Annotated in this window: 26 protein-coding genes; 13 read left to right on the forward strand and 13 right to left on the reverse strand. The window is 67.8% G+C overall.

Annotated features, from left to right (window positions below; translation table 11 throughout):
• Positions 1-111 precede the first annotated feature (111 nt).
• Positions 112-1863: a type I secretion system permease/ATPase gene (locus tag J0F76_RS07300; protein WP_242690046.1), complete on the reverse strand. Its 1752-nt coding sequence runs from the start codon at positions 1861-1863 to the stop codon at positions 112-114.
• A 130-nt stretch (positions 1864-1993) separates the two neighbouring features.
• Here J0F76_RS07300 and J0F76_RS07305 point away from each other — a divergent pair, with 130 nt between their 5' ends.
• Both J0F76_RS07305 and J0F76_RS07310 read left to right on the forward strand, forming a co-directional pair.
• Positions 1994-2761, forward strand: coding sequence for an MlaA family lipoprotein (locus J0F76_RS07305; protein ID WP_242690047.1), 768 nt, complete (start codon positions 1994-1996; stop codon positions 2759-2761).
• Positions 2751-3344 (forward strand): MlaC/ttg2D family ABC transporter substrate-binding protein, encoded by a 594-nt coding sequence (locus J0F76_RS07310; protein ID WP_207467324.1) that lies wholly within the window; start codon positions 2751-2753, stop codon positions 3342-3344. Before J0F76_RS07305 ends, J0F76_RS07310 begins: the two co-directional genes overlap by 11 nt.
• Positions 3345-3359: 15 nt before the next feature.
• Here the strand turns inward: J0F76_RS07310 and J0F76_RS07315 are convergent, their stop codons facing one another.
• The 4 genes from J0F76_RS07315 to J0F76_RS07330 all read right to left on the reverse strand — a co-directional run bounded on the left by J0F76_RS07315 (position 3360) and on the right by J0F76_RS07330 (position 10041).
• Positions 3360-4757 carry a M10 family metallopeptidase C-terminal domain-containing protein gene (locus tag J0F76_RS07315; protein ID WP_207467326.1) on the reverse strand — a complete coding sequence of 466 codons (1398 nt, stop codon included), beginning with the start codon at positions 4755-4757 and terminating at the stop codon, positions 3360-3362.
• A gap of 118 nt (positions 4758-4875) precedes the next feature.
• Complete coding sequence (locus J0F76_RS07320) at positions 4876-7137, reverse strand: transglycosylase domain-containing protein (protein WP_207467328.1); 2262 nt, start codon at positions 7135-7137, stop codon at positions 4876-4878.
• 163 nt (positions 7138-7300) lie between these two features.
• Positions 7301-8704, reverse strand: a complete 1404-nt coding sequence (locus tag J0F76_RS07325; RefSeq protein ID WP_207467330.1) for an ammonium transporter — start codon at positions 8702-8704, stop codon at positions 7301-7303.
• A gap of 335 nt (positions 8705-9039) precedes the next feature.
• Positions 9040-10041 carry a polyprenyl synthetase family protein gene (locus tag J0F76_RS07330; RefSeq protein ID WP_207467332.1) on the reverse strand — a complete coding sequence of 334 codons (1002 nt, stop codon included), beginning with the start codon at positions 10039-10041 and terminating at the stop codon, positions 9040-9042.
• A gap of 77 nt (positions 10042-10118) precedes the next feature.
• On the opposite strand from J0F76_RS07330, the gene J0F76_RS07335 reads away from it, so the two are divergent.
• Genes J0F76_RS07335 through J0F76_RS07345 form a run of 3 tightly spaced genes read left to right on the forward strand, consistent with a single transcriptional unit; the run spans position 10119 to position 11304 of the window.
• Positions 10119-10328 (forward strand): putative signal transducing protein, encoded by a 210-nt coding sequence (locus J0F76_RS07335; protein ID WP_207467334.1) that lies wholly within the window; start codon positions 10119-10121, stop codon positions 10326-10328.
• Positions 10321-11079: a tRNA1(Val) (adenine(37)-N6)-methyltransferase gene (locus J0F76_RS07340; RefSeq protein WP_207467335.1), complete on the forward strand. Its 759-nt coding sequence runs from the start codon at positions 10321-10323 to the stop codon at positions 11077-11079. Before J0F76_RS07335 ends, J0F76_RS07340 begins: the two co-directional genes overlap by 8 nt.
• A gap of 60 nt (positions 11080-11139) precedes the next feature.
• A complete protein-coding gene (locus J0F76_RS07345; RefSeq protein ID WP_207467338.1) occupies positions 11140-11304 on the forward strand; it encodes a YdcH family protein in 165 nt (54 codons plus the stop codon).
• Between the two features lie 72 nt (positions 11305-11376).
• Here J0F76_RS07345 and phbB read toward each other — a convergent pair whose 3' ends face one another.
• From phbB to J0F76_RS07360, 3 genes are all read right to left on the reverse strand, one after another.
• Positions 11377-12102: an acetoacetyl-CoA reductase gene (gene phbB / locus J0F76_RS07350; protein WP_207467340.1), complete on the reverse strand. Its 726-nt coding sequence runs from the start codon at positions 12100-12102 to the stop codon at positions 11377-11379.
• An 84-nt stretch (positions 12103-12186) separates the two neighbouring features.
• Positions 12187-13359: an acetyl-CoA C-acetyltransferase gene (locus J0F76_RS07355; protein ID WP_207467342.1), complete on the reverse strand. Its 1173-nt coding sequence runs from the start codon at positions 13357-13359 to the stop codon at positions 12187-12189.
• Positions 13360-13460: 101 nt separating this feature from the next.
• Positions 13461-14231, reverse strand: coding sequence for an EAL domain-containing protein (locus J0F76_RS07360; RefSeq protein WP_207467386.1), 771 nt, complete (start codon positions 14229-14231; stop codon positions 13461-13463).
• 148 nt (positions 14232-14379) lie between these two features.
• Here J0F76_RS07360 and J0F76_RS07365 point away from each other — a divergent pair, with 148 nt between their 5' ends.
• Positions 14380-14958: a DNA-3-methyladenine glycosylase I gene (locus J0F76_RS07365; RefSeq protein ID WP_207467344.1), complete on the forward strand. Its 579-nt coding sequence runs from the start codon at positions 14380-14382 to the stop codon at positions 14956-14958.
• Here J0F76_RS07365 and J0F76_RS07370 read toward each other — a convergent pair.
• Positions 14933-15481 carry a TlpA family protein disulfide reductase gene (locus tag J0F76_RS07370; protein WP_242690048.1) on the reverse strand — a complete coding sequence of 183 codons (549 nt, stop codon included), beginning with the start codon at positions 15479-15481 and terminating at the stop codon, positions 14933-14935. The two genes, J0F76_RS07365 and J0F76_RS07370, sit on opposite strands and share 26 nt — an antisense overlap.
• Positions 15482-15503: 22 nt before the next feature.
• On the opposite strand from J0F76_RS07370, the gene argH reads away from it, so the two are divergent.
• Genes argH through J0F76_RS07390 form a run of 4 tightly spaced genes read left to right on the forward strand, consistent with a single transcriptional unit; the run spans position 15504 to position 20850 of the window.
• The gene (gene argH, locus J0F76_RS07375) at positions 15504-16907 is read left to right on the forward strand and encodes an argininosuccinate lyase (protein ID WP_207467348.1); all 1404 of its coding nucleotides are present in this window, start codon (positions 15504-15506) and stop codon (positions 16905-16907) included.
• Complete coding sequence (locus J0F76_RS07380; protein ID WP_207467350.1) at positions 16904-17053, forward strand: hypothetical protein; 150 nt, start codon at positions 16904-16906, stop codon at positions 17051-17053. The genes argH and J0F76_RS07380 overlap by 4 nt, the downstream gene beginning before the upstream one ends.
• Complete coding sequence (lysA, locus tag J0F76_RS07385) at positions 17054-18319, forward strand: diaminopimelate decarboxylase (protein WP_207467352.1); 1266 nt, start codon at positions 17054-17056, stop codon at positions 18317-18319.
• Positions 18310-20850 carry a DUF4175 domain-containing protein gene (locus tag J0F76_RS07390; RefSeq protein ID WP_341351566.1) on the forward strand — a complete coding sequence of 847 codons (2541 nt, stop codon included), beginning with the start codon at positions 18310-18312 and terminating at the stop codon, positions 20848-20850. The genes lysA and J0F76_RS07390 overlap by 10 nt, the downstream gene beginning before the upstream one ends.
• Before the next feature lie 8 nt (positions 20851-20858).
• On the opposite strand, the gene J0F76_RS07395 is transcribed toward J0F76_RS07390, so the two are convergent.
• Positions 20859-21626, reverse strand: coding sequence for a zinc-ribbon domain-containing protein (locus J0F76_RS07395; RefSeq protein ID WP_242690049.1), 768 nt, complete (start codon positions 21624-21626; stop codon positions 20859-20861).
• Between the two features lie 89 nt (positions 21627-21715).
• Here J0F76_RS07395 and J0F76_RS07400 point away from each other — a divergent pair, with 89 nt between their 5' ends.
• The 3 genes from J0F76_RS07400 to J0F76_RS07410 are packed head-to-tail and all read left to right on the forward strand — an operon-like array spanning position 21716 to position 24098.
• Positions 21716-22390, forward strand: a complete 675-nt coding sequence (locus J0F76_RS07400) for a cell division ATP-binding protein FtsE (protein WP_207467354.1) — start codon at positions 21716-21718, stop codon at positions 22388-22390.
• A 50-nt stretch (positions 22391-22440) separates the two neighbouring features.
• Positions 22441-23313, forward strand: coding sequence for a cell division protein FtsX (locus J0F76_RS07405; RefSeq protein ID WP_207467392.1), 873 nt, complete (start codon positions 22441-22443; stop codon positions 23311-23313).
• Complete coding sequence (locus J0F76_RS07410) at positions 23310-24098, forward strand: lysophospholipid acyltransferase family protein (RefSeq protein WP_207467356.1); 789 nt, start codon at positions 23310-23312, stop codon at positions 24096-24098. Before J0F76_RS07405 ends, J0F76_RS07410 begins: the two co-directional genes overlap by 4 nt.
• 5 nt (positions 24099-24103) lie before the next feature.
• On the opposite strand, the gene J0F76_RS07415 is transcribed toward J0F76_RS07410, so the two are convergent.
• The 3 genes from J0F76_RS07415 to J0F76_RS07425 all read right to left on the reverse strand — a co-directional run bounded on the left by J0F76_RS07415 (position 24104) and on the right by J0F76_RS07425 (position 26914).
• Complete coding sequence (locus tag J0F76_RS07415) at positions 24104-25063, reverse strand: acetyl-CoA carboxylase carboxyltransferase subunit alpha (RefSeq protein ID WP_207467358.1); 960 nt, start codon at positions 25061-25063, stop codon at positions 24104-24106.
• A gap of 124 nt (positions 25064-25187) precedes the next feature.
• The gene (locus tag J0F76_RS07420; RefSeq protein ID WP_207467360.1) at positions 25188-25736 is read right to left on the reverse strand and encodes a L,D-transpeptidase family protein; all 549 of its coding nucleotides are present in this window, start codon (positions 25734-25736) and stop codon (positions 25188-25190) included.
• Entirely contained in the window at positions 25733-26914 is a 1182-nt protein-coding gene (locus J0F76_RS07425; protein ID WP_207467362.1) for a MalY/PatB family protein, read from the reverse strand. The genes J0F76_RS07420 and J0F76_RS07425 overlap by 4 nt, the downstream gene beginning before the upstream one ends.
• Between the last annotated feature and the right edge of the window lie 74 nt (positions 26915-26988).

Below are 26988 nucleotides of genomic sequence, written 5' to 3' on the forward strand. Positions count from 1 at the left end.
CGATCGGCCCCTCGATCGGGGCGCCGATACGGCTGGACAGGATTCCCGTCTGGATGCCGGAAGGCCGCGGCGCGGGGTTCTGTTCGCCCTCGGGCTTTTTCGTCTCGTCGCTCATGACACGCCCCCCGTGCGGCCGGTTTCCTGGGATTTCATGATCTGCGCCGAATTCTGCACCATTTCCTGCAAGACCTTGTCGCGCGGCCCGAAGGCGCGGCGCATTCCCTGCTCCATCACCAGCAGCAGGTCGCATTCGTTGATCGCGGCGGGCCGGTGCGCCATGATGATCACGCAGCCGTTCTGCGCCTTGATGCGCCGGATCGCCGCGTTCAGCGCCATCGACCCCTCGTTGTCGAGGTTCGAGTTCGGCTCGTCCAGGACCAGCAGAACCGGGTCGGGATACAGCGCGCGGGCCAGTCCGATCCGCTGGATCTGCCCGCCAGACAGCCGCCCCGTCGCCTGGCTGATCCGCGTGTCGTAGCCCTGCGGCAGATCCAGGATCATCTGGTGAGCCGCCGCCGCCTGCGCCGCGCGGACCACGCGCGCCGGGTCGGGTTCGGGCGACAGGCGGGCGATGTTGTCGGCGATGGTGCCGTCGAACAACGTGACCTGCTGCGGCAGATAGCCGATCAGGGCCCCCAGGACGTCGGGGTCATATTGGTCCAGCGTCGCCCCGCCCAGCCGGATCGATCCCGCACCGACCGGCCAGGCGCCGATCAGCGCACGGGCCAGCGTGGACTTGCCCGCGCCCGACGGCCCGATCACCCCAAGAGCTTGGCCCGGCGCCAGCCCGAAGGACACGCCGCGCAAGGTCGCGACGTTCTGGCCCGGAGGGGCGACGGACAGGTTGCGCACCTCGATCGTCGCCTCGGGGCGGGGCAGGGGCGTATGGGTCACCTGCGCCGGCTGGCGGGACAGAAGCCGGGCCAGCCGGTCCCAGGCGTCCTGCGCCGCCTGCACGGCGGGCCAGCCGCCGACCAGTTGCTCGACCGGCGCAAGGGCCCGGCCCATCATGATGGAGCTGGCGATCATGGCGCCGGGCGTCACCGCCTGTTGCAGCACCAGCCATGCGCCCATGGCCAGCATCGCGCTTTGCAGAAACAGCCGGAAGCTTTTCGAAAAGACCGTGAAGCCCGAGGACAGGTCGGCGCCCCGCACCGCCTGCTCCTGCGCCTCGGCCCGGGCCTTGCGCCAGCGGGCATAGGTCGCGCTGCGCATGCCCAGGGCGCCGATCACCTCGCCTTCGTCGCGATAAAGGTCCGCCATGCGCTGCGCCTGCGCCGAAGCGACGGTGGATTGCTGCAACGGCGCCTTGGTCAGCGAGCGGTTGGCCATCGTGGTGACGACAAGGATCGCGCCGCCCACCGTCGCGACAACGCCCAGCAGGGGATGGAAGATATAGACCGCCGCCAGGAACAGCGGCGCCCAGGGCAAGTCGAAGGCCGCCAGCAGCACGGGCGAGGAAATCAGCCGCTGCACCGAATCCAGATCCCGCATCCCGCTGGCGGCGGCGGCCGATTCGTCGCCCGAGATCGCCCCCTCGCGCAGCGCGGCGGTGAACACGCGCCCCTCCATCTGGTCCTGGAAGCGGGCCGCCACGCGCTGCATCACCCGGCTGCGGACAAAGTCCAGGAACCCCATCAGCAGGAACAGGAAGACCACCAGCACGAACAGCGCCGTCAGCGTCTCGACCGACCGCGAAGCCAGCACCCGGTCATAGACCTGCAGCATGAACAGCGGTCCCGTCAGCATCAGCAGGTTCACGACGGCCGAGAACAGCGCCACGGCGGCGAACAGCGGCAGGCCTGCCGCGCGCGCCCTGCGCAATTCCCGGGCACCGTCCACGAATGCTGGCTGTTTGCTCATCTTGTCCATCCTCGTCCTGGGCCGCTTGCCCGTGGTCTTGCGCCCCATTATGCGGAGAGCCACCCGTCGAATTCCGCACGGTCCTATACCGCACTATCCAAAAAAAAGGTTAGGATATCCTTTGCATCCCTTGTCCCTTGCCGCCCGGCTTGCCCTTTGTCTGGCCCTGGCGGGCTGCGCGTCGAAGCCTGTGATGCAGGACGGCATCCAAGTCAACGACCCCTACGAGGCGCAGAACCGTCGCGTCCATGCCTTCAACAAGGAGGTGGACCGCCGGGTGATCGGCCCGATCGCCCGGCTTGTTTCGGACAAGGACGACGCGTCAAACGAACCGGGGGCGATGGACCTGGTGATCAATGCGGGCAGCAACCTGTCTTTGCCCGGAAAGATCGCCAACAGCCTGCTGCAGGGCCGCCCAGAACCGGCGATCAAGAATTTTTTCCGCTTTGGGGTCAACACGACACTGGGAATCGGCGGGTTGCTCGATCCTGCCGGCAGCGACTTCGGTCTGCCCGAGCACGACACCGATTTCGGCGAGACCCTGGCCGTCTGGGGCGTGCCCGAGGGAGCCTATCTGGAACTGCCCGTCCTTGGTCCCTCGACCCAGCGCGACGCGGCGGGCAAGGTGGTGGATCTGCTGATCGACCCCCTGTATCACCTGCTGCACCGGGACGCGGCATGGGCGGCTTTTGGCCTACGGGTGGCCTCAAAAGCTGGTGAGCGGGCGCGTTTCGGGGACACGGTGGATAGCGTTCTGCAGGACAGTGCGGATAGCTATGCGCAACTGCGGCTGATCTACCTGATGCATCGCCGCCACGAACTGAACGAAGGGGGGACCGCCATTGACCCATATGCCGCCGCCGGCGCGGATGACGCCATCGACCCTTATGCCGAGTGACCGGCGCGGCTTCCTGCTGGCCGGCGCCGCCGCGCTGACGCTGGCGCCCCTGCGCGGCTGGGCGCTTGACGCCGATCAGGCGCGCGCGCTGATCGACACCGCCCTGGGCGAGGTCTACCAGGTCATCAACTCGGGCCAGCCTCCCGCGCGGATGTATCGCGACTTCGAGTCGATCTTCGTGCGCTATGCCGATGTGGACGTGATTGCCCGTTCTGCCCTGGGGCCCGCCGCCCGGCAGGCCGACCCCGGCGCGCTTGCCGCCTATACCCAGGCGTTCCAGGGCTATATCGGCCGCAAGTACGGCAAGCGGTTCCGCGAGTTCATCGGCTCCAGGATCGAGGTGACGGGTGCGCGCCCGCTGAAAAGCTTCTTCGCCGTCACCTCGGTCGCCCATCTGAACGGCCGCGCCCCGATGGAGGTGGAGTGGCACGTGTCCAACAAGTCGGGCCGCGACAGGTTCTTCAACATCATCATCGAGGGCGTGAACATGCTGGCCAGCGAACGCGCCGAGATCGCCGCGATGCTGACGTCCCGACGGGGCGATCTGGCGGCGCTGACTGCGGATCTGCAGGCGGCGGGCTAGGCCGCCTGCGCCGGATCACAGCAGGATGTCGCTTTCGGTCAGGCTGCCCTGGCCGGTCAGCGCGATCTCGAAGTCGGCCAGCCTGTCCCCGTTCACGTCCGCCCGCAGGATCAGGCCTGCGCCCGTCTTGACGAACCAGACAGCGTTCGCGTCCGCCGTACCGCCGGAAAAGTCGAAGGCCTGATTACCGGCGATGCGGTTTTCGGCATCCAGCGCGCGCAGGTCGATGTCATCCACCCCCGGCCGGAAGTCCATGATGCGATCGCGGCCGGCACCTGCCGCACTGTCGGCAACGGTATTGAAGACGAAGACATCGCGTGCCGCATCCATGCCGCCATACAGGATATCGCTGCCGGCCCCTCCATTGACCGTGTCCTGACCCGCCATGCCGTTCAGGACGTCGTTCCCGGCCCCGCCGGTCAGTTGGTTGGCCCCGGCCTGTCCCGTCAGCCGGTTGGCAAGCGCGTTGCCCGTTCCGTTGATGGCGGCCTGTCCCGTCAGGACAAGATTCTCGACATGGGGGGACAACTGCATGGTGACGCGGGAATGAACCGTGTCGATGCCCTGGCTTGCCGCCTCGACCACCAGGTCCCGGGCATGATCGACCAGATAGATGTCGTTCCCCGTGCCGCCGCGCATCGTGTCGGCGCCCGCGCCGCCGTCAAGGCGATCGTTGCCCACGGCCCCGGTCAGCAGATCGTTGTCGGCATCGCCGAACAGGCTGTCCTGACCCGCCCCGCCCAGCAGCGTGTCGTGCCCCGCTCCTCCTCGCAGGACGTTATTCCCCGCCCCGCCATCCAGGTGGTCATGTCCCGCGCCCCCGTCGAGCGCATCGTTGCCGCCGTTTCCAAGCAGGGTGTCGTTGCCCGTGCCGCCGAAGAAATCATCTTGGTCAAGCGTCCCGAGCAGGCGATCATTCTCGGTCACTTGCCTGCCGGGGATGGCAGAGAAGGCGATATCGCGACCGGGGGCGAAAGGGCCGCTCGTCACGCGGCTCAGCGAGGCCGAGTACAGGAAGTTCGTCGCATCCATGACGGTCCTGAACGTCGGGAGCGGGTCTCCTCCCAGGTGGATCATGTATCCATCGTAGGTGATGCCCGAAATCTCTTCCTCGATGAACAGGAAGGTGCTTTGCCGGCCGTCATAGACGACGCTTCCCAGAAAGGCGTGGGTCTTGCCAAGGTCGATGAGACGCCCCTTGTCATCCGTAAGCTGGAGTTCCGAGGGCAGGTTGACGGACACGTCCGGCCAGTCGTCCCCCGGGTATCCGGGCAGGGGCGCATAGCTGAACCTGGCGCTTGCGCTGTTGACGAAGGCGGACAAGGCGCCCGCCTTGACCGAGATGATCGAGCTTGCATCGTCGTCGATGTCGCGGAAGCGGATTGTCTGCGCCGCGATTCTGAATGTCGTCACCGAAGTTTCCCACATTGTCAAAATGGAAAGATCGGCGTCATGCTGACAGAAAAGCGCCTTTCGTCAACAGGATGCAGGAAAAGACAACTTCGACTTTTAGTTAAATTGGGCGGCTTTGTCAGTTCCCGCCCAATATCCCGTTCAACGCCTGGCTCAATGCGTCATCTGACGTTGCCGTGCTGCTTTCGCCGGGCGTCTGCGGCGCCGTGACCTGCGCGGGGGCGCCGCCCTGATTGCCCGGACTGGCCGAATTGACCGCACCCGCAAGCGCCGCCGCCAGCGGATCGTCGGCCGATCCCGAAGTCACGACCTTCGGCGCCCCTTCGTTCGACAGCAAGATGCCGCTGCCGTCCGGGGAAACCGTGGACAAGGGCAGTTCCGGCAGGCCCTCGTGGATGTCGGTCATGACCGCCTGCCAGATCTCGGCGGGCAGGCCGCCGCCGGTGACGCCCTTCAAGGGCGTGTTGTCGTCATAGCCCATCCAGACGCCGACCACATATTGTTCGGAGAAGCCCACGAACCAGGCGTCGCGATAGCTGCTGGTGGTGCCGGTCTTGCCCGCCACCGGGCGCGAGCCCATCTTGGCGCGTCCGCCGGTACCGCTGTCGATGACCTGCTGCATCATGTAGATCAACTGGCCCGCCGCGCGCTGGCTGATGACGCGCTGGCCCATGCCGCCCGACTGGCCCATCAGCGGCTGGTCGTCGCCCGCGATGCGCAGTTCCACCAGGCCGTAGGGCGCGACCGAGGTGCCGCCGTTGCGGATGCCCGCATAGGCGCCGGTCAGTTCCATCAGCGTGGCTTCCGACGCGCCAAGGCCCAGCGAGGGGCTGGTGGTCAGGTTGCTGACAATGCCGAAGTCATGGGCGATGCGACGCACCTCGCCGCGGCCTACGGTTTCCTGCAGGCGGATCGTCGCGGTGTTCAACGACTGCTTCAGCGCGGTCGTCAGCGTCACGTTGCCGTAATAGCGGCGGGTGTAGTTCTGCGGGGACCAGGGCTTGCCGCCGGGGATGCGGATGGTCAACGGGCCGTCCTCGACCCGGTCGCCGGGACCGTAGCCCGCCTCCAGGGCGGCGGCATAGACGAAGGGCTTGAAGCTGGACCCGGTCTGGCGCTTGGCCTGGACCGCGCGGTTGAAGGCGCCGTTCACGGTGGTGTCGCGCCCGCCGATGATGCCGCGCACGGCGCCGTCGGCGGACATGACCACCACGGCGGCCTCGGCCTTGCTGTTGTCGCTGACCTTTTCGTCGAAGATCCGCTTCAGCGCGCGTTCGGCCGCCGTCTGGATGCGGGGGTCGAAGGTGGTGCGGATCGTCACGTCCTCGGTCGTTTCGCTGGTCAGGAAGCCGGGGCCGGATTCCATCACCCAGTCCGCGAAATAGCCGCCCGCCCGTGCCTCGGCCGCCTGCGACAGGCGGGCCGGGTTGGCGCGCGCCTGCTCGGCCTCGGCGGGGGAAAGGTAGCCTTCCTCGGCCATAAGGCCCAGCACGACGCTGGCGCGTTCCTGCGCCCGCTTGAGGTTCGCGGTCGGCGCGAAATAGCTGGGCGCCTGCAGAAGGCCCGCCAGCATCGCGGCCTCGGACGCGTTCACGTCCGATGCGGGCTTGTTGAAATAGCGCTGGGTCGCGGCCTCGAAGCCGCGCGCGCCGCCGCCCATGTACGAGCGGTTCATGTAGATGTTGAGGATGTCGTCCTTGGAATACTTGGCCTCCAGAGCGAAGGAATAGGGGACCTCCTTGATCTTGCGCCACAGCGAGGTGACGCGGCAGTCCTGTTCGAACTCGGCCTCGTTCTTCCAGCGGATCGGGTCGAAGGTGTCGCCCAGGCACAGAAGCTTCGCGACCTGCTGGGTGATGGTGGACCCGCCATGGCCTTCCAGCGGGCCGCGCCCTTCGGCCAGGTTGATCTTGATGGCGCTGGCGATGCCGATCGGATCGACGCCCAGGTGCCAGTTGAAGCGCCGGTCCTCGGTCGCCATCACGGCTTCCTTCAGGACCGGGGCGATCTTGTCGCTGGTCACGGCGCCATAGGTCTCGCCCCGCCAGGCAAAGACCTTGCCGTCGTTGTCCAGCATGGTGACGGACCCGCGGGCGCGGGCGTCGAACAGCGCCTCGGGTTCTGGCAGCGAGGCGTAGAAATAGGCGGTGGCGGCGCCGACGATCAGGACCATGACCATGGCAAGGCGCCAGACCGATCCCCAGAGGATGCGCCAGATCAGGCCGACGGTGCCCGCGACGGTGCGCACGACCACGTTTCCGCGCCGGACGGGCGCCTTGTGGCGGCGCACCTTCGATGTCTGCTCGGCAGGCGCGGGGCTGCGCTTGTCGGCAACGGGGCTGCGGCCCGTGCGCTTCGGGGTGCCGGTCGGTCGTTTCATGCGTCGGATGCCTGCGTTTCTGCCCGTGGCCGTTCAGCGGCCAAATTGCGCGCCACCCTACACGAAGAATCGCCGGGGGGGAATTGGGGTGACCAATCCGTGATTTGCACAGGAAAAAGGCCCGGCGGGTTCGCGCCGGGCCTTTCCGTTGCTGCGGGAAGCCTCAGTTGTAGGCGTTCTCGCCATGGGTGGTGATGTCGAGGCCCTGGCGTTCGTCGTTGTCGGCCACGCGCAGGCCGATCAGCGCCTTGACGATGTGGATGGCGACAAAGGACACCACGCCCGACCAGATGATGGCGATCACCACGCCCAGCGTCTGGTTGTAGACCTGCCCGCCCATCGAGAATTCAGCCACGGCGTTCGCGCCGTAGTCGAACACGCCCGTGCCGCCCAGCGACGGGGCCGCGAAGACGCCCGTCAGGATCGCGCCGACGATGCCGCCGATGCCGTGGATGCCGAACACGTCCAGGCTGTCGTCGATGCGCATCCGGGGCTTCATGCTGATCACGAACCACATGCACAGAAGGCCCGCGATCAGGCCGATGGCGATGGCGCCCATGGGGCCCACGAAACCGGCGGCCGGGGTGATGCCCACCAGGCCCGCGATGGCGCCCGAGATGCCGCCCAGAAGGCTGGGATGGCCACGGAAGGCCCATTCGCCGAAGGACCAGGCCAGCACGCCGGCGGCGGTGGCGACGGCGGTGTTGATCATCGCCAGCGCGGTCAGGCCGTTGGCCTCCAGGTTCGACCCGGCGTTGAAGCCGAACCAGCCGATCCACAGCAGGCAGCCGCCCACCAGGGTGAAGGACAGGTTGTGCGGGGCCAGCAGTTCCTTCTTGTAGCCGATGCGGGGCCCGGCGACCATGGCCGCGACCAGGCCCGCCACGCCCGCGTTGATGTGGATCACGGTGCCGCCCGCGAAGTCCAGCGCGCCGTGGCTGAACAGCAGCCCCGAGGGCGCGTCATAGGCCGAGGGGCCGCCCCACCACCAGACCATGTGGGCCATCGGGATGTAGGAAAAGAAGAACCAGATCACCACGAACAGCAGGATCGCCGAAAACTTCAGCCGTTCCGCCGTGGCGCCCACGATCAGCGCCGAGGCGATGCAGGCAAAGGCCATCTGGAAGATCACGAAGGACAGTTCCGGGATCACGACGCCCGCGCTGAAGCCTTCCACGTTGGACGCCGTGGTGACGCCGCCCAGGAACATCTTGGACAGCCCGCCGATGTAGGGGGTGAAGACCGTCACGTCCTCGGCGGTGCCCGCGCCTGTGAAGGCCAGCGAGTATCCGAAGGCCACCCACAGGATCGCCATCATGCTGAACACGGTCAGCACCTGCATCAGCACCGACAGCATGTTCTTGGCGCGCACCAGCCCGCCATAGAACAGCGCCAGCCCCGGCAGCGTCATCATCATCACCAGGATGGCAGAAATCAGCATCCAGGTCGTGTCGCCCTTGTCCGGCACCGGCGCGGCGGCCTCGACCGCGACGGCGGCATCCTGCGCGAAACTGGGTGCCGCGATCAGCATCGCGGCGGCGGCAATAAAGGGAGCAGCCCTTTTCATCATCGATTCCCCTTCAATGCGGCACCGGACGCGCCGCCGATGCCTTCTGATGGGGGGCTTTGCGGCGCTTGCACAGGCTTCAGGCAGGCCAAGGCAAGGGTCAGACAGGGATTGCCCGATTTATGGGCTGCGTTGGCCTTGGCCGCGCGAAATGCAGGCAGGCCGTGTTTCTTCGGCACCCGTCTGCCGTGCATGGCTTGCGGCGAAACCCCTGAATTGGCGATCAAAGGTCATGGGCAGGCCGACGATCGCCTGCTGCACCGTTTCTGCGCATTTCACGGTCTCTTCCCGGAGAGGGGGCGGGTCGCATCGCGGCCTGCCCCTGCGGGGCGGGATCACGCGACCCGGCTGACCACGAAATCGGCCAGATCCGACAGCATGTCGCGGATCGGATGCGACGGCAGCTTGGCCAACGAGGACCTGGCCGTGGCGGACCAGCGCAGGGCGTCCGCGCGCGCGGCCTCCATCGCCCCGTGGCAGGCCAGAAGCGACAGCGCGTGTTCCAGGTCGCCGTCCCGCTGGTCGCCAGCCTCGATGGTGCGCGACCAGAAGGCGCGTTCCTCGGGAGTGGCCTTCGCCACCGCCTTGATGACCGGCAGGGTCAGCTTGCGTTCGCGGAAATCGTCGCCGACGTTCTTGCCGATGGTTTCGGTCGCGCCGCCGTAATCCAGCAGGTCGTCGACGATCTGGAAGGCGATCCCCAACGCGTCGCCGTAATCGAACAGCGCCTGCACCTGATCGGCGGGCGCGCCCGCGATGACGCCGCCAACCTCGGTCGCGGCGGAAAACAGCGCGGCGGTCTTGCCGCGCACGACCTTCAGATAGATTGCCTCGTCGGTGCGCAAGTCCTGGGCAGCGGTTAGTTGCAGCACCTCGCCCTCGGCGATGGTGGCGGCGGCGTTGGACAGGATCTCCAGCGTGCGCAGATTGCCGGGTTCCACCATCAGCTGGAAGCTGCGGGCGAACAGGTAATCGCCCACCAGCACGCTGGACTTGTTGTCCCACAGCAGGTTGGCCGTCGGGCGCCCGCGCCGCTGGCGGCTTTCGTCGACCACGTCGTCATGCAGCAGCGTCGCGGTGTGGATGAATTCCACCGTCGCGGCCAGATGGATGTGATAAGGGCCCGCGTAATCCAGCATCCGCGCGGCGGCCAGCGTCAGCATCGGCCGCAGCCGCTTGCCTCCGGCCTCGATCAGGTGGGCCGTCACCTCGGGGATGCGGGGCGCGTGTTCGCTGGTCATCCGCGCGCGGATCAAGGCGTTGACCGCCTCCATCTCGGCGCCAAGCGCCTCTGCCAGCCGGTCCAGCGGTTTCTGGACGCTTTCCTGCACACCCATGGCCTTGACCCCCGTTGCCGCGCCTGTCCCTTGCCACGCCCTCGACAATTCCGCAACCGCCCCCTAGCGTTTCGCTCATGAAAGAGCTTTTCCGCAGCAACGATCCCGTCCGCCTGTCCCGCGCCCTGGGCCTGCTGGAGGACGAGGGGATTCCAGCCTTTCCGATGGACCAGCACATGAGCGTGCTGGAAGGATCGCTGGGCATCCTGCCGCAGCGGTTGATGGTCGCGGACCGCCACGAGTTCATGGCCCGCGCCATCCTGCGTGATGCCGGCCTGGATGAGTGACCTGTCGGATGACGGCTTCCTGGACGGGCGTCTGCGCGCGGCGCAACCCCGGCGCGGCTTCCGGTCGGGCGCCGATGCGGTGATGCTGGCGGCGGCCTGCCCGGCGGTTGCGGGGCAGTCGGTGCTGGAACTGGGCTGCGGGGCAGGGGTGGCCAGCCTGTGCCTGGGCTGGCGGGTGCCCGGCCTGCACCTGACGGGGCTGGAGGCCCAGGCGGACTACGCGGATCTGGCGCGGCGGAACGCGGCGGCGAACGGCATCGCGATGCAGGTTCTTGTGGGCGACGTCGCCGATCCGCCCGTGGCGCTTCGGGCGCAGGGTTTCGACCATGTGATTGCCAATCCCCCCTATTTCCTGGGCGGCACCCCCGCGCCCGACGATGGCCGCGCCATCGCCCGACAAGAGGACACGCCCCTGGCCGCCTGGATCGACACGGCGCTGCGCCGGCTGAGGCCCCGCGGCATGATGACGCTGATCCAGAAGGCCGACCGGCTGGACGCGATCCTGGCTGCGCTGTCAGGCCGCGCCGGGGCGGTTGCAATCCTGCCCGTCGCGGGCCGCGCGGGGCGAGAGGCGGGGCGGGTGATCGTTCAGGCACGGAAGGGCGGAAGGGGCCCGCTGCGCCTTCTGGCGCCCTTTGTCATGCACCGCGAACCGGCCCATCCGGGCGACCGCGAGGACCTGACGCAAGCGGCATCGGCGGTTCTTCGCGAGGGTGCACCGCTCACGGCTCTGTTTGCAAAAGTCTCGTGACAGAATCGAAAGCCTGTGCTGCAATCCCCCTGTTCGACTCAACCTATACAGGAGGACGCGATGTCGGTTGCTTCCCACGTCGAGGAACTGCGCAAGAAACACCAGGTGCTGTCCGAAGCCGTTGAAAGAGAACAAAGAAGCCCTGGTTCCAGCGATACACAGATCAAGGCCATGAAGCGCGAGAAACTTCGTCTCAAGGAAGAAATATCCCGACTGTCCCACTGACCCGTTGAACGGTGACGTATTTGAAACGGCCCGCGCGATCCGCGCGGGCCGTGGTCTTTTGTCGCGGCGCCGTCAGACGAAGAACTGGCCGCCGTTCGCGCTGATGGTCGATCCGGTGATGAAGCCCGCGTCGTCGGAGGCCAAGAACACCACGGTGCGCGCGATCTCCTCGGGCTCGCCAAGGCGGCCCACCGGGATTTGCGGGATGATGCGTTCGCTCAGCACCTTCTCGTCGATGGCCTTGACCATCTCGGTCGCGATGTAGCCGGGGCAGATCGCGTTGACGGTGATGCCGGCCCGCGCGCCTTCCTGGGCCAGCGCCTTGGTGAAGCCCAGGTCGCCCGCCTTGGCCGCCGAGTAGTTCGCCTGGCCCGCCTGACCCTTCTGCCCGTTGATCGAGCTGATGTTGATGATCCGCCCGAACTTGCGGTCGCGCATCCCCGACCAGACCGGATGGGTCATGTTGAAGACACCGGTCAGGTTGGTGTCGATGACCTCTTTCCACTGCTGGGGCGTCATCTTGTGGAACATCGCGTCCCGCGTGATGCCCGCGTTGTTCACCAGCACCGCGATGGGACCGACCTCCTCCTCGATCTTCCTGATGCCTTCCGCGCAGGCGTCATAGTCGGCGACCGACCATTTGTAGGTCTTGATCCCGGTTTCCTCGGTAAAGGCCTTTGCGGCGTCATCGTTGCCCGCATAGGTGGCGACGACCGTATAGCCGGCCTCTTGAAGCGCCTTGGAAATTGCCGCGCCGATGCCGCGCGACCCGCCCGTGACAAGTGCAACCTTGGACATTGATCTTCCCCCTCGAATGATCCGCCTTGAAATATTGCTACAAGGCAAGTTTTTCGCGCGCAACATCATTGCGCGCCATTTTGCCTAGCGTTCGATGCACATCGCGACGCCCATGCCGCCGCCGATGCACAGCGTGGCAAGGCCCTTCCTGGCGTCCCGGCGCTTCATCTCGAACAGCAGGGTGTTCAGGACGCGGCAGCCCGAGGCGCCGATCGGGTGGCCGATGGCGATGGCGCCGCCGTTCACGTTCACGATGTCCGGGTTCCAGCCCATGTCCTTGTTGACGGCGCAGGCCTGGGCGGCAAAGGCCTCGTTCGCCTCGACCAGATCCAGATCCTGGACGGACCAGCCCGCCTTTTCCAGCGCCTTGCGGCTGGCCGGGATCGGGCCGGTGCCCATGATCGCCGGATCAAGCCCCGCCGTGGCCCAGGACGCGATACGGGCCAGCGGCGTCAGGCCGCGCAGGTTCGCCTCTTCCTCGGTCATGACCATCACCGCCGCCGCGCCGTCGTTCAGGCCCGATGCGTTGCCCGCCGTGACCGATCCGTCCTTGGAAAAGGCCGGGCGCAGCTTCTGCATGGCGTCGATGGCCGCGCCGTGGCGGATGTATTCGTCCTTGTCCACCACCGTGTCGCCCTTGCGGGTCTTGACGGTGTAGGCCACGATCTCGTCGTCGAAGCGGCCCGCCTTCTGCGCCGCCTCGGCCTTGTTCTGCGATCCGACCGCGAACTCGTCCTGCTGGTCGCGGCTGATCTGCCACTTCTGCGCGACGTTTTCCGCCGTGGTGCCCATGTGGTAGTTGTTGAAGGCGTCCCACAGCCCGTCGCGGATCATCGTGTCGACCATCTGCATGTCGCCCATCTTCTGGCCCGCGCGCAGATAGGCGGCGTGGGTCGACATCGACATGCTTTCCTGACCGCCCGCCAGCACCACCCGGGCATCGCCCCCGATCACCTGCTGGGCCGCCAGGGCGACGGTGCGCAGACCGGAACCGCAGACCTGGTTGATCAGCCAGGCAGAGGATTCCTGCGGCAGGCCGGCCTTGATATGAGCCTGGCGGGCAGGGTTCTGGCCTTGGCCGGCGGTCAGCACCTGGCCCAGGATGGTCTCGTCGACCTCGGCGGGATCGATCCCGGCGCGGGCCACGACCTCCTTCAGGACGGCAGCGCCCAGGTCATGCGCCGGAATGTTGGCGAATGATCCCAGAAAGCTGCCGACCGGAGTGCGGGCGGCGGAAACGATTACGGCTTTGGTCATGGCGGGCTCCTTCCCTTGAGGCCAGACAGCTGGCGAATCGAGGACAGGATGCGGGTTCGTGTCGTGGCGTCAAGCACATCAGCCAAAGGTTGCAGTCCGCCCTATCGCAGCGCAACCGACGGAGGTGACTTCCACGGCGGCGCAATGGTCGGCGCCCCGAAGTAATAGCCTTGCAGGCAGTCGATGCCGCTGTCGATGAGGAAGCTGGCATCGTCGGCGGTCTCGACCATTTCGGCCACCGTGAACATGTCGAAGTGATGCGCGATCGACATCAGGGCTTGCGTCAGAACCTGATTGTCCGGATGGGTCGAGATCTCGCGGATGAACTGACCGTCGATCTTGATCATGTCGAAGCAGAAATCCCGCAGGTACCGGAAAGAGGTGTAGCCCGCGCCGAAGTCGTCAAGCGCCAGGCTGATTCCATGGCGCTGCACCTCGCGCATGAAGGACTTGACCTCGTCCGGCATGTCCATGGCCGAGCTTTCCGTGATCTCCAGGATCAGTCGTTCCACGGCCTGCGGGTCGGCGGCGGCGCCGTCGCGCAGGATCTGCATCCAGGCGGGATAGCCGATGGATCGCGCCGACATGTTGATCGACAGCCGCAAGGAAGGCTCCTCGGACAGGGCCTGCAGGCCCAGCGACAGCGACAGGCAGTCGATCTGCCGCCCCAGTTCCGTAGTCTCGGCCACCGGCATGAAGTCGCGCAGGGGCACCATGCGCCCCGATTCGTCGATGATGCGGATCAGCCCCTCGTAAAAGGCCGGGCGGTTGGTCCGCTCCGCCTGAACGACAGGCTGGAAGGCCAGAACCCCGTTGCCCTTTTCGACGGCATTCCGGACCAGCGGCAGGGTCAGCCTGCTTTGCTGGTCCATCGCATATTGCAGCGGAGAGCCCTTGGCGGGCGGGTTCGCGTCGGTCACGTCTGCCCCTCGTTACGCAAATCGGTCACGGCCGTTATGGCGACAATCGCCTAATTCGCGGTAAACGGGCAGGGATTTCTGGATAAAGGTTTAACGCTTCATGACCAGCCGCTGCACCTGGTGCGGGACCGATCCGCTTTATGTCGCCTATCACGACACCGAATGGGGCGTGCCGGAATATGATGGGCGCGCCTTGTGGGAAAAGCTGGTGCTTGACGGCTTTCAGGCGGGCCTGTCCTGGATCACCATCCTGCGCAAGCGCGACGCCTTCCGCGAGGAGTTCGAGGGCTTCGACCCCGAGCGGGTGGCCCGCTGGGACGCCGCGCGCATCGACCGCGCGCTGCAGAACCCCGGCATCATCCGTCATCGCGGCAAGATCGAATCAACCGTGAAGGGCGCGCGGCTTTACCTGGACATCCAGGCGCAAGAGGGCTTTGCCCCCTTCCTGTGGGCCTTCGTGGGCGGCAGGCCCATCCAGAACCATTTCGCCAGCATGGCCGAGGTGCCGACCGCCACGCCCGAATCGACGGCCATGTCGAAGGCGCTGAAGAAGCGCGGCTTCACCTTCTGCGGGCCGGTCATCACCTATGCCTTCATGCAGGCGACGGGCATGGTGAACGACCATGTCACCACCTGCCACCGCCATGCCCCGCTCAGTCGGCCAGAAGCTGGCGGATGACGGCCTTGGCGGGTTCGCTGGTCCAGTCGGCCTCGCCCAGCAGGCGCGCGACCTCGTTTCCGTCGCGGTCGATCAGCACCGTGACCGGCAGGCCCACCACGCCCATGCCGCGGGCAAGCTGCTGGCGTGGATCCAGCAGGACGGGCAGGTTCTTCAACCCGGTTTCCTCGTAGAACTTGTCGATCTTCTCGGGCGCGTTGCGGCCGGTGGCGATGGGGACGACGGTGAAATCCTCGCCCCCCATCTCGGATTGCAGGGCGTCCAGAGAGGGCATTTCCTCGCGGCACGGGGCGCACCAGGTGGCCCAGAAGTTCAGCAGCACGACCTTGCCCTTGTGGTCGGCAAGGCGGTGGGTGCCGCCGTCGGGATCGGTGTACTCGATGTCCGACACGGGCCCGGGTTCCTCGATCGGGACCAGCTTGACCAGGCCCTCGTCCTTGGCGGCCTGCCAGTCAACGGGGCCCGCGAAGGCGGCGTTTGCACCGAAAAGCAGTGCCGTATAAAGCAGGGCGGAACGCAGCATGAGACCTCCGAAGGACGCGAGAATGACCGACCGGCCGCAACAGGATTCCGCCAACAGCATGTGGGGCGGGCGCTTCGCCGCAGGTCCCGACGCGATCATGGAGGCGATCAACGCCTCGATCGGATTCGACCGGCGGCTCTACGCCCAGGATATCCGGGGCAGCCGTGCCCATGCGGCGATGCTTGCCGCGCAGGGCATCATCAGCACTAGCGACGCCGACGCCATCAGGGAAGGCCTGCTCACCGTCTTGTCAGAGATCGAGGCGGGCGATTTCCCCTTCCGTACCGCCTTGGAAGACATCCACATGAATGTGGAGGCCCGGCTGAAGGAGATCATCGGAGAGCCCGCAGGCCGCCTGCACACGGGGCGGTCGCGCAACGATCAGGTCGCGACCGACTTCCGCCTGTGGGTGCGCGACCAGTGCGATGCGGCGATCGACGCGCTGCAGGCGCTGATCCGCGCCGCCTTGGCGCAGGCCGAAGCGGGGGCGGACTGGGTGATGCCGGGCTTTACCCATCTGCAGACCGCCCAGCCGGTGACCTGGGGCCACCACATGATGGCCTATGTGGAAATGTTCGGGCGCGACCTGTCGCGCTTCCAGGACGCGCGGCGGCGGATGAACGAATCGCCCCTGGGCGCGGCGGCGTTGGCGGGAACCGGCTATCCCATCGACCGCCACGCGACCGCGCAGGCGCTGGGCTTCGATGCCCCCATGGCCAACAGCCTGGACGCGGTGTCGGATCGCGATTTCGCCCTGGAGTTCCTGTCGGCGTCCTCCATCTGCGCCGTCCACCTGTCGCGGCTGGCCGAGGAACTGGTGATCTGGTCGTCCGCGCAGTTCCGCTTCGTGTCGATGTCGGACAAGTGGTCCACCGGGTCGTCGATCATGCCCCAGAAGCGCAACCCCGACGCCGCCGAGCTGATCCGCGCCAAGATCGGCCGCATCCTGGGGGCGACGGTCGCGCTGTTCACGGTGATGAAGGGCCTGCCGCTGGCCTATTCCAAGGACATGCAGGAAGACAAGGAGCAGGTCTTTGATGCCGCCGACAGCCTGATGCTGGCCCTGGCCGCGATGACCGGGATGCTGTCCGACCTGACCGCCAACCGCGACAGGATGGAGGCTGCCGCGTCGGCGGGCTTCTCGACCGCGACGGACCTGGCCGACTGGCTGGTGCGAGAGCTTGGCCTGCCGTTCCGCGATGCCCATCATGTCACCGGCTCGCTGGTGGCCCTGGCCGAGAAGAAGGGCTGCGACCTGCCCGACCTTTCGCTTGCCGAGATGCAGGGGGTCCATGCGGGGATCACCGACAAGGTTTTCGGCGTATTGGGCGTTCACAACTCGGTCGCGTCGCGGCAAAGCTATGGCGGCACGGCGCCCGATCAGGTGCGCGCGCAGATCAACCGCTGGAAAGGAAAGCTGGCATGAAACGGATTGCAATTCTGGCGGTGATGGCCGTGGCGGCCTGCGGCGTCGATGGCCCGCCCGAACGGCCTGCGGCGCCCAAGACCGCGCCGAAATCCAATGTCTCGATTTCCGGGCACGCCACCATGGGCGTGATCACGGAGCTGTAGGTGGATCACTTCAACTATCGTGACGGTGAGCTTTGCGCCGAGGATGTGCCCCTGTCGCGCATCGCGGAGGCTGTCGGCACGCCGGTCTATGTCTATTCCGCAGCCACCCTGACACGGCACTTCGGCCTGTTCCGGCAGGCGCTGGACTGGACGGACCACCTGGTCTGCTTTGCCGTCAAGGCCAACAGCAACCTGGCCGTGCTGAAGCTGCTGGGCGATCTGGGCGCCGGGATGGACGTGGTCTCGGGCGGCGAATACGCGCGCGCCAAGGCGGCGGGCGTGCCCGGTGACCGGATCGTCTTTTCCGGCGTCGGCAAGACGATGGCCGAGATGCGCCAGGCCATCGAAGGCGGCATCCGCCAGTTCAACATCGAGAGCGAGCCCGAGATGCTCGCGCTGTCTGCCCTGGCTGCCAGCATGGGCGCGACGGTGCCGGTGGCGATCCGGGTGAATCCGGACGTGGACGCCAGGACCCATGAGAAGATCGCCACGGGCAAGTCCGAGAACAAGTTCGGCATCCCTATCGCCCGCGCGCGCGAGGTCTATGCCGAGGCAGCACGCCTGCCCGGATTGCAGGTGGTGGGCGTGGACGTGCATATCGGCAGCCAGTTGACCGACCTCGACCCCTATCGCGCGGCCTATGCCAAGGTGGCGGACCTGACCAGCGTGCTGCGGGCCGACGGCCATGCCATCACCCGGCTGGATCTGGGCGGCGGCCTGGGCATTCCCTACCGCCGCGACAACAATGCCCCGCCCTTGCCGCTCGAATACGGCGCGGTGATCCGCGAGACGGTGGGCGATCTGGGCTGCGAGATCGAGATCGAGCCCGGCCGCAACATCGTCGGCAATGCCGGGGTCCTTCTCAGCGAAGTGATCTATGTGAAGAAGGGCGAGGGTCGCGATTTCCTGATCGTGGATGCCGCGATGAACGATCTGGCGCGCCCGGCCATGTATGGGGCACATCACGACATCGTGCCGGTCCGCGAACCGGCGGTCGGCGCGCCGGTCAGGCCCTTCGACGTGGTGGGTCCGGTCTGCGAATCGGGCGACACCTTCCAGAAGGGTGCCCATCTGCCCGACATGGCGGCAGGCGACCTGATCGCCTTCCGTTCGGCGGGAGCTTACGGGGCCGTGATGGCCTCGGAATACAATTCCCGACCTCTGGTGCCCGAGGTTCTGGTCAGCGGCGATCACTTCGCCGTCATCCGGGCGCGACCGACGTTTGAGGAAATGCTGGCCCGGGATAGCATCCCGGAATGGCTTTGACGCGGCACTCCGATGTGACGTCGCAGCCGGGGGCTGTCGGCCCCCGGACCCCCGAGGGTATTTGGACAACGAAGAAGGGGCCTGTCGCCCGTGCCCTGCACCTGACCCGCTGGGGAATGGTGTGGGAACAGGCGGCGCGGGCCTTCTGGCCGCTGGCGACCGTGCTGGCGCTGGTCTTTGCCGCCTTCGCGCTGGGCATCGTGGCAGCGGTGCCGGTGCCGGTGCTGCCCTGGCTGGCCGGCGCCGTCCTGCTGGGGCTTGTCTGGACCGCGATCCGGGCCGGGATGCGCTTTCGCCGCACCCGCATGGCCGATGCCGTGGATCGGCTGGATCGCACCCTGCCCGGGCGCCCACTGGCGGCGCTGTCCGACCGGGCGGCCATCGGGGGGGAGGGCGCCCTGTGGCAGGCGCATCTGGCGCAGATGCAGGCGCGCGCGGCGCGGGCACGCGCGGTTCGCCCCGATGCAGGATTGGCGCGGCGCGACCCCTTTGCCCTTCGGCTGGCGGGGTTGGTTGCGCTTGTGATGGCGCTGGTCTTTGGCGGCGCGGCGCAGATGGGGCAGGGGATAGAGGCGCTGGCCGCCACCGTGTCCAGGCCCCTTTTCGCCGACCCGGTGCCGACCGGGCCAAGCTGGGAAGGCTGGGCGGAGCCCCCGGCCTATACGCGCCGGCTGACGATCTATCTCAACGCCCTGGCCGAGGGGCAGGTGCTGGAACTGCCGAAGGGAAGCGCGGTCACCTTCCGCCTTTACGGCGAGGGGGCGTCGGTGACGCAGGATATCGGTCCCGCAACGGCCGCCGATCCCCAGGCGCCCGGCTTCCGGGCCGAGCAGTCAGGCGCCATCGAGGTCGCGGGCCGTCTCTTCGACGTGACGGTGCTGCCTGATAACGCTCCGGCGATCCGCGCCGGGGCCGCACCCGTGCGGCGCGCGGACGGCAGGATGGTCCAGGATTTCGAGGCCGAGGACGACCACGGCGTCGCGTCGGGCCAGGCAGTGATTGCGCTGGACCTGGACGCCATCGACCGCCGCTTCGGCCTTGCCATCGAACCCGAGCCGCGCCAGCCGGTGGAACTGGCCCTGCCCATGCCGAAAGGCAATCGGCAGGACATCAAGGGCCAGTTGACCGAGGATCTGTCCCGCCACCCTTGGGCGAACCTGCCGGTCAGCGTCAGCCTGCGCGCCCTGGACGGGATCGAGCAGGTGGGCGAGGCCGCTCCCATGCGCACGGTGCTGCCGGGACGGCGGTTCTTCGACCCCATGGCCGCCGCCCTGATCGAGATGCGGCGCGACCTGCTGTGGTCGCGCGACAATGCCGGGCGCAGCGCCGAGATCCTGCGCGCCGTGACCTGGGCGCCCGAAGGCTTTGTCGAGCAGCCGCTGTATCTGCAGCTGCGCGGCGCCGTGACCCTGCTGGAAGGCGATCCCCTGACGGACAAGGCGCGCGACGACTTGGCCGAGGCCTTGTGGCAGGCTGCCATCCAGCTTGAGGACGGGGGATTGTCGGATGCCCTGGAACGGATGCGCCAGGCCCAGCAGAAGCTGTCCGAGGCGATCCGCAACGGCGCCAGCCCCGACGAGATCCAGCGCCTCATGGATGAGCTGAAGGAGGCGACGGATGCCTATACCGACATGCTGGCCCAGCAGGGGCAGCAGGACCCGTCCGAGCGGTTCACCAAGGGTCAGCAGGGCCAGCAGATCACGGGCGACCAGATCCAGCAGATGATGGACGAGATCCAGCGCCTGATGAACGAGGGCCGCATGGCCGAGGCCCAGGAATTGCTGGAACAGTTCAACCGGATGATGGAAAACCTGCAGGTCCGCCAGTCGCAGGGCGGCGAAGGGCAGGAAGGCAGCAGCGGCAACCAGCCGATGAACCGCCTGGCCGATACCCTGCGCGAGCAGCAGCGCCTGTCGGACGAGGCGTTCCGCGACATGCAGGACCAGTTCGGCCAGGGCCAGATGGGCCAGCCTTCGCCCAATGCCCAAGGCTTGGCCGATCGCCAGCGGCAGCTGCGCGAGGAGCTGGGCCAGCAGCAGGGCCTGCTGCCTGGCCAGGGCTCCGAAGGCGGTGACCAGGCGCGCCGGCAGCTGGACGAGGCGGGCCGCGCGATGGAGGATGCCGAACGCGCCCTGCGCGAGGGCGATACCGGCGGCGCCCTGCAGCGCCAGGCGGACGCCATCGAATCGATGCGCGAGGGGATGCGGGCGCTTGGCGACATGCTGAACCGGCAAAGCCAGGGCCAGCAGGGCCAGCAAGGCCAGCAGCAGGGACAGGAAGGCCAGCAATCCGGCGGCGGCGACCGCGCGGGCGAGGGGCAGGCCTATGACCAGCGTCCGGCGCTGGACCCCTTGGGGCGCCAGCGCGACGGCAATGGCAACGTCATCGCCGGGGGCGACCCCCTGGCCGAGGGCGCCGATCCGGCCCGACGGGCGCGCGATCTGCTGGATGAAATCCGCCGCCGCAGCGGCCAGCCGGACCGTCCCCAGGACGAACGCGACTATCTGGGACGGTTGCTGGACCGGTTCTGATCAGCGGGTCAGGGACGCGCGCGGTCCTGCAGCCACAGCCGCGCCTCGTCCACCTGGCCGCGAAGCTGCATCAGGCTTTCGCCGAAGGCACCCCGGTCGGCCAGTATGGGGGCCAGCAGATACAGCGCCACGCAGGCGGCAGCCGGCAACGCCGCGAGGCTGAAGCCTGCGGCATAGCCGGCGCGTGCGCGCCGGACGGCGGGCGCCTGAACAGGAGTGGAGGGCGAGGGCCGTTCGACAGGCGATGCCTGCTTCTCCTGGGCCGAGGGATTTTCAGGCTTGGGCAGGGACTTGGGCAGGGGCTTGACGGGTTCCGGGGCGACCTGCCGGGGCGGCCGGGCAGGGGCCTCGGCCACCGGGCGCGGTGGCGGCATCGTCGACGCTGTCCCGGCTGGCCGGGAATCGACATGCCGGGTGATGGTCGTCGCGGGCCATTCGGGATCGGCCACCGGGCGCGGCGGGGCGGCGGGCCCTGCCGCCGGGGGAGTCGTGCCAGTTTCGGCGGCGCGGGCGCGGCGCTCGTGCTCGACCTCGTCGCGCAGGATATCCAGCACGGTATCGGGCAGGCGGCGGCTGAGCCGGGGCAGGTCGGCGGGGACCTCGGTCGGTGCCAGGGCCGGAAAACCGGCAAGCGCGGTCCGTGCGGGCTGGGCCGTGGCAACCCAGACATTGCCGCAGCCGCTGCACTCGACCTCTCGGCCCTCGGGGGGGATCGCGGTTTCGGGGACGCGGTATTCCGCGGCGCAACCCGGACAGACCAACCGTATTTCCGCCATCCCGACCCCCTCGCATTCGCCTTGTGGCTGTTCTATCAAGCGCAGGCCCGCCTTCCAAGCCGGGCAACGAAAGAACGAGGGAGTGGCGCTTGATCGAGATGCGGGATGTCGGCTTCGGCTATCACGGGGGTGCCGAGTTGCTGTCGAACATGACGCTGAGCCTGCAGCCCGGCATGTTCCATTTCCTGACCGGGCCGTCCGGGTCGGGCAAGACCACGCTGCTGCGGCTGTGCTATGCCGACCTGCTGCCGACCACGGGGCAGATGACGGCCTTTGGCGACGATGTGGGGCAGCTTTCGCGCGACGCGATCGCCGACCTGCGCCTGCGCGTGGGCGTCGTGCATCAGGACACGCAGTTCCTGGACCACCTGCCGGTGGCCGAGAACGTGGCCCTGCCGCTGACGGTATCGGGGCAGCCGGTGGACATGGAGGCGCTGCGAGACCTTCTGGGCTGGGTGGGCCTGTCGCAGCACGCCCGCGCCATGCCGCCCTCGCTGTCGGGGGGCGAGCGCCAGCGCGCGGCGCTGGCCCGCGCGGTGATCATGTCGCCCGACCTGGTGCTGGCGGACGAGCCGACCGGCAACCTGGACTGGGACATGTCGATGCGGCTGATGCAGTTGCTGATCGAGTTGAACAAGTCGGGCAAGACCGTTCTGGTCGCGACCCATGACCTGAACCTGATCCGCGCGACCAAGGCGCAGGTGGCGGCGCGCGTGCTGCGCATCGCGGGCGGGACATTGCATCTGGCGGGGGCTGATCTGTGAAGGGACGTGATTTTCGCGCGCTGAACCTCGGGGCGCTGTGGCAGGGCCTGATGCGCGACGGCGGGGCGGGCAACCGGATCGTGCCGCCCACGGGCTTTACCGCGCAACTGACGCTGTTTTCGGCGGGCGCGATGGCCTTCCTGGCGGTCTTCGCCCTGGCGCTGGCGCTGGCGACGGGACGTCTGGCGGAGCGCTGGTCCAGCGAACTGGCGGGATCGGTGACGGTTCGCGTCAGCGCGCCGATGGACGAGCAGGCCGCGGCGACGCAGGCCACGATGCAGGTGCTTGCGACCACGCCGGGGGCGGGCCAGCCGCGCCTGCTGCCGTCCGACGAGGTGGCCGATCTGCTGGTCCCCTGGTTCGGCCCCGACATGCCGGTCGATGCGCTGCCCGTGCCCTCGCTGATCGAACTGCCTGTCGCGGGCGAGGATTTCGATGCCGAGGGACTGCGCCTGCGCCTGCAGGCCGAGGCGCCCGGTGCGGTTCTGGACGATCACACCGAATGGCGCCGTCCACTGGTCACGGCGGCGAACCGGCTGCGGGTGCTTGGCATCGTGTCGCTGCTGCTGATCGGGGCAGCCTCGGCGTCGATGATCACGCTGGCGGCCAAGGCGGCGCTTGCGGCGAACGGGCAGGTGATCCGCGTGCTGCGCCTGATCGGGGCGCGCGACATCACCATCGCCACGGCCTTCGTGCGCCGCTTCACCAAGCGCGCCGCGATCGGCGCGACCGTCGGCACGCTGTGCGGCATGGCGGGCATTGCCATGCTGCCGGGGATGAGCGCGGCGGGCGGGTTCCTGACCGGCCTCGGCTTCCAGGGCTGGGGCTGGCTTTTGCCGCTGCTGATCCCCGTGATCGCCGCCGCCGTGGGCTTTTTCGCGACCCGCTGGGCCGCCCTGACGATGCTGGGGGCCGTGCGATGACCGGCCGGGCGGCATCGCCCGTTCCAGGCCCCCTGACGGTCTGGCAATACGTCCAGAACGGCCTTTACTATCTGCACGTGGCGCTGGCGACGGTCGTGATCGGGCTGGCGGGGCTGCCGGTCCTGCTGCGGCACGGCCGCGCGGGCGCGAACCGGGTGGCGACGCGCTGGATCGGCTACATGCTGTGGGCCGCACGCCTGCATCTGGGCGTGTCCTGCGAGATCCGCGGCACGCCGCCCACCGGGGATTGCATCGTTGCGGCCAAGCACCAGTGCTTCCTCGACATCCTTGTCATCGCCCATGCCGTTCCCCGCCGCGCCTTCATCATGAAGCGCGAGGTGATGCGCGTCCCGATCATGGGCTGGTATGCCTGGAAGGTCGGCTGCATTCCCATCGACCGCACCAAGGGGCGCGACGCCATGCGCGCGATCTCGGGCGAGATCAACCAGCGCATCGCGGGCGAGGGGCTGGGCCAGCTGATCATCTATCCCGAAGGGACGCGCACGAAACCCGGCGAACGGCGGCCCTACAAGCACGGGGTCAGCACGATCCGCGGGGGCACGGGCCTGCCGGTGGTGCCGGTCGCGGTCAACACCGGCCTGTTCTGGCCGCGCAAGGGCTGGGGCATCCGTCCCGGCCGCGCCGTGGTCGAGTTCCTGCCGGTCGTGCCGCCCGAGGTTCCGACCGAGGGCTTCATCCCCCGGCTCGAGGCCGAGGTCGAAACCCATTCCGACCGCCTGATGGCCGAAGCCGGCTTTCGCCAGCCGACCGTGGCAGCCGGCTGATCCCTTCAGGCGAGGCTTTTCGAGCCCATTTCCAGGAATTTCTGCCGCCGGTCCTTGATCAGGTCGGCGGGCTTCCGGCCGGCCAGTTCGGCCAACATCGCCGCGATCTCCTCGCCCACGGCCTTGATCGCGGCCGCCGGGTCGCGCTGCGCGCCGCCCACGGGTTCGGTGATGATGCGGTCGATGACGCCCAGTTTCTTCAGGTCCTGCGCGGTCAGGCGCAGCGCCTCGGCCGCCTCGCGCATCCGCTCGGCGTCCTTCCACAGGATCGAGGCGCAGCCTTCGGGCGAGATCACCGAATAGATCGAGTGTTCCAGCATGGCGATGCGGTTGGCCGTGGCGAAAGCCACCGCGCCGCCCGACCCGCCCTCGCCGATGATGACGCTGACCAGGGGCACGCCGATGTCGAGGCATTTCTGGGTACAGCGGGCGATGGCCTCGCTTTGCCCGCGTTCCTCGGCTCCCTTGCCGGGATAGGCGCCGGGCGTGTCCACCAGGGTGATGACCGGCAGCTTGAAGCGGTGCGCCAGATCCATCAGGCGGATGGCCTTGCGGTATCCCTCGGGGCGGGCCATGCCGAAGTTGTGGTGGATACGGGTCTTGGTGTCGTTGCCCTTTTCGTGCCCGATCACCACGCAGGGCGCATCGTTGAAGCGCGCGAGGCCGCCCATCACCGCATGGTCGTCGCCAAAGGCCCGGTCGCCGGCCAGCGGCGTGTAGTCGGTGAACAGCGCGTCGATGTAGTCGCGGCAATGCGGGCGATCGGGATGGCGGGCCACCTGCGTCTTGCGCCAGGGATCAAGGCTTCGATACAGGTCGCGCAGCAGATCGGCGGATTTGCGGTCGAGCGCCGCGGCTTCCTTTTCCACGTCCACTGCGGTTTCGGATTTGCGCGCCAGGGCGCGAAGCTCCTCGGCCTTGCCTTCGATATCGGCAAGCGGCTTTTCGAAATCCAGATAGACCATGCGGGGTGTGCCTTCGGGTGTGTTCGGGTTTGCGCCCCTATATGATCGCAGGGGCGCGGGATTGCAACGCAAGGCCGGGGGTTTCACACCCCCGGACCCCCGTGGGATATTTGGACACAGAAGATCAAGGCAGGATCTCTACCGTGGTGCCGATGCGGGCGGCGGCGTAGAGCTCGCGGATCTCGGCATCGGTCAGGGCGATGCAGCCCGCCGTCCAGTCGCCGGGCAGGACTTCGCCGTCGGGACGGACGTTCGGCTGGCCGTGGATGAAGATGTCGCCGCCCGGATCGACGCCCAGGGCCGCGGCGCGGGCGCGGTCCTGCGGGCGCGGGTAATCGAGGCCCAGGGACAGGTGATAGGCGCTGTCGGGGTTCACGCGGTTTATGGTGAAGCGGCCCTCGGGCGTCCTGCCGTCGCCTTGCTGGCGCTTGTCCCCCCGGGGCGCAAAGCCGAGGGCGATGCGGTAGGTCTTCACGGGCCGATCGTCACGGAAGGCGGTCATGCGGCGGGCGGACTTGTGGATCACGATGTGATCGACCGGGCCGGTGAGCGGCGCGGTCAGGGGTGGCACACGCGGGACCGGCGCGGGGCGCTGCGGCGCCAGCATCGCCCAGGCCGCCGCCAGCAGGCACAGCGCGCTCAGCGCCGAGAAGAGCCGGGCGAGCTTCTTCATTGGAGGTCGGCAAAGGCCTGTTGCAGGCGTGCCACCGCCTCGGCCACGCGGGTGCGAGGCGTGGCGATGTTGAAGCGCAGGAAGCTTTCGCCGCCGGTGCCGAAGGTCGCGCCGTGGTTGGCGGCGATGCGGGCGGTCCTTTCGACGCGGGCCGTGAATTCGGCAGGCTCCATGCCGGTGCCCGAGAAGTCGACCCAGGACAGATAGGTCGCCTGCAGGGGCATGGAGCACAGGCCCGGGATCGCGGCGATGCCGTCGTCGAACAGCCGCCGGTTGCCGTCCAGATAGTCCACCAGCGCATCGACCCAGGCCGCGCCTTCGGGCGAATAGGCGGCTGTCACCATGTCCATGCCGAACAGGCCCGGAGAGATGCCGCGCGCCATCAGCGCGGCCTTGAAGCGGTTCCGCAAGCCCTCGTCCCCGATGATGGCATTGCCGACATGGGCGCCCGCTATGTTGAAGGTCTTGGTGGCGGCGGTCAGCGTGACCAGACGGTCCGCGATGTCGGGGCAGGCGGCGGCGGTGACGCTGTGCCTGTGGCCGGGCATGACCAGGTCGCAATGGATCTCGTCCGAGACCAGGATCAGGTCGTGGCGGATGCAGAAATCGGCGACTTGTCGCAATTCCTCGGGCGTCCAGACGCGGCCGCCGGGGTTGTGGGGCGAACAGAGGATCAGCAGCCTTTCGCGCCCGGTCAGGCGGTTTTCCCAGGCGGTCCAGTCCATGCGGTAAAGCCCGCCGTCCTGTGTCAGCGGCAGTTCCACCAACTGGCGTCCCGAGGCCCGGATCACGCGGCCGAAGGCGTGATAGACGGGCGACATCACGATCACGCCGTCGCCCGGTTGCGTATAGGCGTCCAGCGCCATCGCGACGCCGTTGACGAGCCCCGCGCAGGTCAGGATCCAGCCGGTGTCGACGGACCAGCCGTGGCGGCGTTCCATCCACCAGCGGATCGCCTCGAGATAAGGGCGGTTCGCGCCGGGATAGCCGTAAACGCCATGGGCCGCGACCGCTTCGACCGCGCGCTGCACGGCGGCTGGCGGCCGGAAGTCCATGTCCGCGACCCACATCGCCAGCCCGCCGTCCTGTGGCGTGACGCCATAGGCCGCCTGCATGTCGTCCCATTTCGAACACTGGGTGCCCACGCGGTCGATGATCTCGTCGAAGTCAGGGGTCATGCTGCGGCCTGTCGCTGTTTTCCCCTGCATACGCCGCTTGTTGCTTATGGTGAAGCCTTGCCCTAAATCCGGGA

It is taken from the genome of Paracoccus fontiphilus (assembly GCF_017356265.1).
Lineage (GTDB): Bacteria > Pseudomonadota > Alphaproteobacteria > Rhodobacterales > Rhodobacteraceae > Paracoccus > Paracoccus fontiphilus.